We start from the raw sequence: 5,162 nt of genomic DNA, 5'->3' as shown, positions 1-5,162 counted from the left end.
AGAACAGCTACCAGAATATGCTCAAACTGCCGGAGCTGAACCGCAAAATACTGATAACGCTTGCCCTGCTTTTTGTTTACCGGGTTGGAGTGCATGTCCCGACCCCCGGTATTGACGGGGCAGCATTGGAATCTTTTTTTGCATCGGCCTCAGGCACTTTATTTTCCATGTTCAATATGTTCTCTGGAGGAGCGTTGCAGCGGCTCTCCATTTTTGCCCTGGGTATTATGCCTTATATCAGTGCTTCCATTATTCTGGAACTTATGACCGTGGTCATTCCCTATCTTGAACAGCTCAAAAAAGAAGGGGATGCGGGCCGTAAGAAGAAAACCCAATTAACCCGGTATGGTACGGTTGTGTTAAGCGCCATACAGGGGTTTGGTATTGCAGTCGGCCTTGAATCCATGACATCGCCTGCCGGTGTTCCCATTGTACCCTATCCTGGGTGGGGATTCAGACTGATCACCATTATCACCCTGACAGCGGGAACTGCATTTATTATGTGGCTAGGTGAGCAGATCACCGAAAGAGGAATCGGCAATGGTATCTCTTTGATCATTTTTGCCGGTATTGTCGCAAATATGCCGTCAGCTGGTGTTAAGATGGGACGGCTTTTGAGTACTGGTGAGCTAGGGTTGTTTTCAACCATTATTCTGATTGTATTGATGGTTGCCGTGATTGGTGCCATTATTTTCATGGAACAGGCCCAGCGTAGAATTCCGGTCCACTATGCCAAACGGGTGGTGGGCAGAAAGATGTATGGCGGACAAATCTCGCATCTTCCGCTTAAGATCAATACATCCGGCGTTATTCCGCCCATTTTTGCATCCTCCATCATCATGTTTCCCACCACACTGGCCCAGTTCATCAATTTGCCGGTTATGCAGACCGTGGCTGGCATGTTCAGTCCGGGAACGATCTGGTATTACCTGTTATATGTTGGTTTTATCGTCTTCTTCTGCTTTTTTTATACCGCAGTTCAGTTCAACCCTGAAGATGTGGCCGAAAATATGAAAAAGAACGGTGGATACATCCCGGGTATTCGTCCGGGGAAGCGGACAGCTGAGTATATTGACAAAGTGCTTACAAGGATTACTGTGGGCGGTGCGGTTTATGTTTCGGCGGTTTGTGTATTACCTACTGTATTGATGAATAAATTTAACGTACCTTTTTATTTCGGCGGGACAGCACTGTTGATTGTTGTTGGTGTTGCTATCGATACCATTTCTCAGATAGAGTCGCATTTGATTACCAGCAATTATGACGGATTTCTGGGACGCTCTGGAAATAAACGGATTAAAAGCCGGTCCTGATATGGCACCACAAAGGAGACGAATTTAGCTATGGCCAAAGAAGAGCCCATTAAAGTAGATGGTAAAGTCCTTGAAACACTTCCCAATGCCATGTTCAAGGTTGAGCTGGAAAATAAGCATGTTCTGCTGGCACATATTTCTGGGAAAATGAGAATGCATTTTATAAAAATACTTCCCGGCGACAGGGTGACTGTGGAGATTTCTCCCTATGACCTGAGCCGTGGCAGAATAACTTACCGGTATAAATAAAATTGAAATGAGGAGCAGTTAGATGAAAGTCAGAGCATCCGTAAAAAAAATTTGCAGGGACTGCAAAGTTATTAAAAGGCGCGGTGTCATTAGAGTGATTTGTGTCAACAAGCGCCATAAACAGCGTCAGGGATAGGAGGATAGAAAAATTTGGCACGTATAGCTGGAGTTGACTTACCAAGAGATAAGCATGCGTGGATCGCTTTAACCTATATCTATGGTATCGGGCGCAGCAGGTCTATGCATATACTTGAAAAAACGGGTATTGAGCCCACAATCAAGGCCAATGATCTGACCGAAGAGCAGGTAAATGAAATCAGGAAGGTCATTGATTCCGAATTCAAGGTTGAAGGAGAACTGCGTTCTGAAGTGTCCATGAATATTAAACGATTGATGGATCTAGGATGTTACAGGGGATTGCGTCATCGTAAAGGCCTGCCCTGCCACGGGCAGCGGACCAGTACCAACGCCAGAACCAGAAAAGGTCCCAAGCGCGCGGCAGTGAAAAAGAAAAAGTAGGACTTAATAAAAAGGGATAACAATTATGGCGAAAAAGTCTAAAAAGGTCATTGCCAAAAAACGGGTTAAGAAAAATATATCAACCGGCATCGTGCATATTCAGTCGACCTTTAACAATACCATTGTCACCATTGCAGATGAAAACGGTAACACCATTTCCTGGTCATCCGCCGGAATGCAGGGGTTTAAAGGGTCCAGGAAATCCACGCCCTTTGCAGCCAAGCTAGTTGCAGAAGATGCAGGGGCAAAAGCTATGGAACATGGTATGAAAAATGTCGGGGTATATGTTAAAGGCCCCGGTCCTGGAAGAGAATCTGCGCTTCGGGCACTGCATGCACTTGGGTTTAATATTTCCATGATTAAGGATGTTACCCCGGTACCGCATAACGGTTGCCGCCCACCCAAAAGAAGACGCGTCTAAGTGTTTGAACGAATACTCACCCATCTGCGGCGTTGCATAAAAATTTGCCAAATTATGAGATCGGGTCACACAACCTTCCAGGTTGCTCTGGTTCCAAATTCTTATGCGCCTTTCATATGGGCAAGTCTTCGTCTAAACCAGGGACGAAATATAATCATTCCGGATTGATCAAAGTGAATATTCCGGAAAATTTTAAACGTGTAAACTTTATCTAAAGTGATAAAGGAGGAAACTTGGCCAGATATAGAGGTTCTGTCTGCAGGCAGTGCAGACGTGAAAATATGAAGCTTTTTTTAAAAGGGGACCGTTGTTTTTCTGATAAATGCAGTTACGACAGAAGAGGGTTCCCCCCTGGGCAGCACGGTCAGAAAAGAGTTAAACAATCAGATTACGGCATGCAGCTTCGGGAAAAACAGAAAGTTAAACGAATTTATGGTGTATCTGAAAAACAGTTTAGAAATACATTCAAAAGGGCAGACTGTCAAAAAGGCATTACCGGTATTAATTTGTTGACATTACTCGAGACCCGGTTAGATAACACTGTATTTAGACTTGGATTCGTAAATTCCAGAAATCAAGGTCGCCATTTTGTTCGTCACAATCATTTTACTGTAAACGGAAAAAAGGTTAATATCCCATCCTATCAGGTCAAAAAAGGGGATGTTATCGAACTTTGTGAAAACAGTAGAACTATCCAGGCCATTATTGATTCCCTGGACGCTATTGTAAGGCGTGGTATCCCCCAGTGGCTTGAAATTAATAAAGACAGTTTTAAGGGTGAAATAAAAGGGCTTCCCGGAAGGGAAGATATTTCACTGCCGATCCAGGAGCAGTTGATCGTCGAGCTCTATTCAAAATAGGTTTATCATAGACATGATCTACCAAATTATCTATTCAGGAGATTTAAATGTCATCTGAAAATCTTGCATATGTTAACTGGCGAGAGATGATCAAGCCGGAAAAGCTTGATGTTACCACAACTTCCACTTATGGCAAGTTTGTGTGTGAACCCCTTGAAAGGGGATACGGCATCACCATTGGTAACTCGCTTCGGCGGATTATTTTATCCTCCATTTATGGTGCCGCCATAGTCTCCGTGAAATTCGATGATGCACTTCACGAATACAGCGTTATCTCAGATATTAGAGAGGATGTATCCGAGATCATCCTTAATCTGAAAGAATTAAAGCTCAAAGTAGATGATCCAGAGGAAAAAATACTGACCCTTAATGTCACTGGTGAGGCAGATGTTACAGGTGCGGATATTGTCAGTCCGGACGGTCGGGTGAAGGTTCTGAACCCGGAGCAGCATATTGCTACGGTAAATAAAAATGGAAAACTCAATATTGTTATGGTTGTGAAAACAGATAAGGGGTATGCTCTGGCATCAGCGAATAAGGACGACGATGCCCCCATCGGTACCATTCCCATTGATTCAGCGTTTTCCCCCATTAAGCGTGTAAAATATGTGGTGGGCACATCACGTATCGGTCAGAAAACCGATTATGACAAACTGACCCTTGAAGTCTGGACAGACGGTAGTGTTACACCTGATGATGCCGTTGCCTACGGCGCAAAAATCCTTAAGGAACAGATGAATCCATTTATCAATTTTGATGAAGAGCTTGAACCTGATGAATCGGAATATAAAACCGATGAAGGTGAAAAGGGATTCAATGAGAATATCTATCGTTCTGTGGACGAACTCGAACTCTCCGTTCGCAGTTCAAACTGTCTGAAAAATGCGAGAATCCACACCATTTACCAGCTGGTCCAGAAAACTGACAGCGAAATGCTCAAGACAAAAAATTTCGGCCGTAAATCACTCAATGAAATCAAAGAAGTGCTCAATTCAATGAACCTGTCTTTAGGGATGGACCTTGAAGGGATCGAACCGCCGGAAGATGTGAATATTCAGGAAGGAGAATAAATACCATGAAACATAGAAAATCCGTATTAAAGCTGAACAGAACCTCCGCCCATAGAAAGGCGATGTTTAGGAACATGGTAACTTCTCTGTTCAAACATAGCAGCATCAAAACGACTGAAGCCAAAGCCAAAGGCCTTCGTAAAATTGCCGATAAAATGATCACCCTGGCCAAACGGGGAGATCTTCATGCCAGGCGTCAGGCCATGGCTGTAATCCGTGAAAAAGATGTTGTTCATGCCCTTTTTGAAGAGGTAGCAGAGAAGTTTAACGCAAGGCAGGGTGGATACACCAGAATTATCAAGCTAGGACCAAGAAAAGGGGATGTTGCTCCCATGGTTCAGATTGAGTTGATCACCGATTAATTAATCAGATTGCAAATGGGTATGGTTTCAAACCATGCCCGTTCAGGCGGTAGATCCTGATTGTCGGATCAATGGCGGTCGGATTTCAAAAAGCTTTGACAGCAGAGGCATACCCCTCCTGTCAAAGCTTTATTTATTTGTCAAACAATGTTCTCATGGTGCTTAGCAGCAGGTGTGTGTCCAAAGGCTTTTCAAGAAAGGCCTGAACACCGATTGACTTGACATCGGACCAGGTGGTGGTTTTACTATAGTTTTCCAGATAAATAATTTGCTAACATAAGTCCTTGAAAAATCAGGCAGCTTTTAATTCTTCACAATGCCCAAAAAGTCCAAGAATCTCCTTTTGTCGATGAGCAAAATGTGAAAGA

General features: G+C 43.7%; 8 protein-coding genes. All 8 read left to right on the top strand.

The window, feature by feature from the left end; all coding sequences use genetic code 11:
• A partial coding sequence (secY, locus tag AB7U36_RS17985; RefSeq protein ID WP_428161050.1) for a preprotein translocase subunit SecY occupies window positions 1-1,313 on the top strand: 1,313 nt, incomplete at its 5' end.
• Window positions 1,314-1,343: 30 nt separating this feature from the next.
• Window positions 1,344-1,562, top strand: a complete 219-nt coding sequence (gene infA, locus AB7U36_RS17980) for a translation initiation factor IF-1 (protein WP_004073836.1) — start codon at window positions 1,344-1,346, stop codon at window positions 1,560-1,562.
• A gap of 22 nt (window positions 1,563-1,584) precedes the next feature.
• Window positions 1,585-1,698, top strand: a complete 114-nt coding sequence (rpmJ, locus tag AB7U36_RS17975) for a 50S ribosomal protein L36 (RefSeq protein ID WP_004073839.1) — start codon at window positions 1,585-1,587, stop codon at window positions 1,696-1,698.
• 14 nt (window positions 1,699-1,712) lie between these two features.
• The gene (rpsM, locus tag AB7U36_RS17970) at window positions 1,713-2,081 is read left to right on the top strand and encodes a 30S ribosomal protein S13 (RefSeq protein WP_428161049.1); all 369 of its coding nucleotides are present in this window, start codon (window positions 1,713-1,715) and stop codon (window positions 2,079-2,081) included.
• A 25-nt stretch (window positions 2,082-2,106) separates the two neighbouring features.
• A complete protein-coding gene (gene rpsK, locus AB7U36_RS17965) occupies window positions 2,107-2,502 on the top strand; it encodes a 30S ribosomal protein S11 (protein WP_035235647.1) in 396 nt (131 codons plus the stop codon).
• Between the two features lie 233 nt (window positions 2,503-2,735).
• Window positions 2,736-3,362, top strand: coding sequence for a 30S ribosomal protein S4 (gene rpsD, locus AB7U36_RS17960; protein ID WP_428161048.1), 627 nt, complete (start codon window positions 2,736-2,738; stop codon window positions 3,360-3,362).
• 47 nt (window positions 3,363-3,409) lie between these two features.
• Window positions 3,410-4,432 (top strand): DNA-directed RNA polymerase subunit alpha, encoded by a 1,023-nt coding sequence (locus AB7U36_RS17955; protein WP_428161047.1) that lies wholly within the window; start codon window positions 3,410-3,412, stop codon window positions 4,430-4,432.
• A gap of 5 nt (window positions 4,433-4,437) precedes the next feature.
• Window positions 4,438-4,794 (top strand): 50S ribosomal protein L17, encoded by a 357-nt coding sequence (gene rplQ, locus AB7U36_RS17950; RefSeq protein ID WP_035235650.1) that lies wholly within the window; start codon window positions 4,438-4,440, stop codon window positions 4,792-4,794.
• Window positions 4,795-5,162 lie beyond the last annotated feature (368 nt).

It is taken from the genome of Desulfobacter sp., from assembly GCF_050177295.1.
Note: the sequence above shows the minus strand (reverse complement) of the source record. Positions and strands in the feature narration are given on the sequence as shown.

Coding starts and splice junctions, on each gene's coding strand:
- infA (WP_004073836.1), top strand. CDS start 1,344: ATGGCCAAAGAAGAGCCCATTAAAGTAGATGGTAAAGTCCTTGAAACA.
- rpmJ (WP_004073839.1), top strand. CDS start 1,585: ATGAAAGTCAGAGCATCCGTAAAAAAAATTTGCAGGGACTGCAAAGTT.
- rpsK (WP_035235647.1), top strand. CDS start 2,107: ATGGCGAAAAAGTCTAAAAAGGTCATTGCCAAAAAACGGGTTAAGAAA.
- AB7U36_RS17955 (WP_428161047.1), top strand. CDS start 3,410: ATGTCATCTGAAAATCTTGCATATGTTAACTGGCGAGAGATGATCAAG.
- rplQ (WP_035235650.1), top strand. CDS start 4,438: ATGAAACATAGAAAATCCGTATTAAAGCTGAACAGAACCTCCGCCCAT.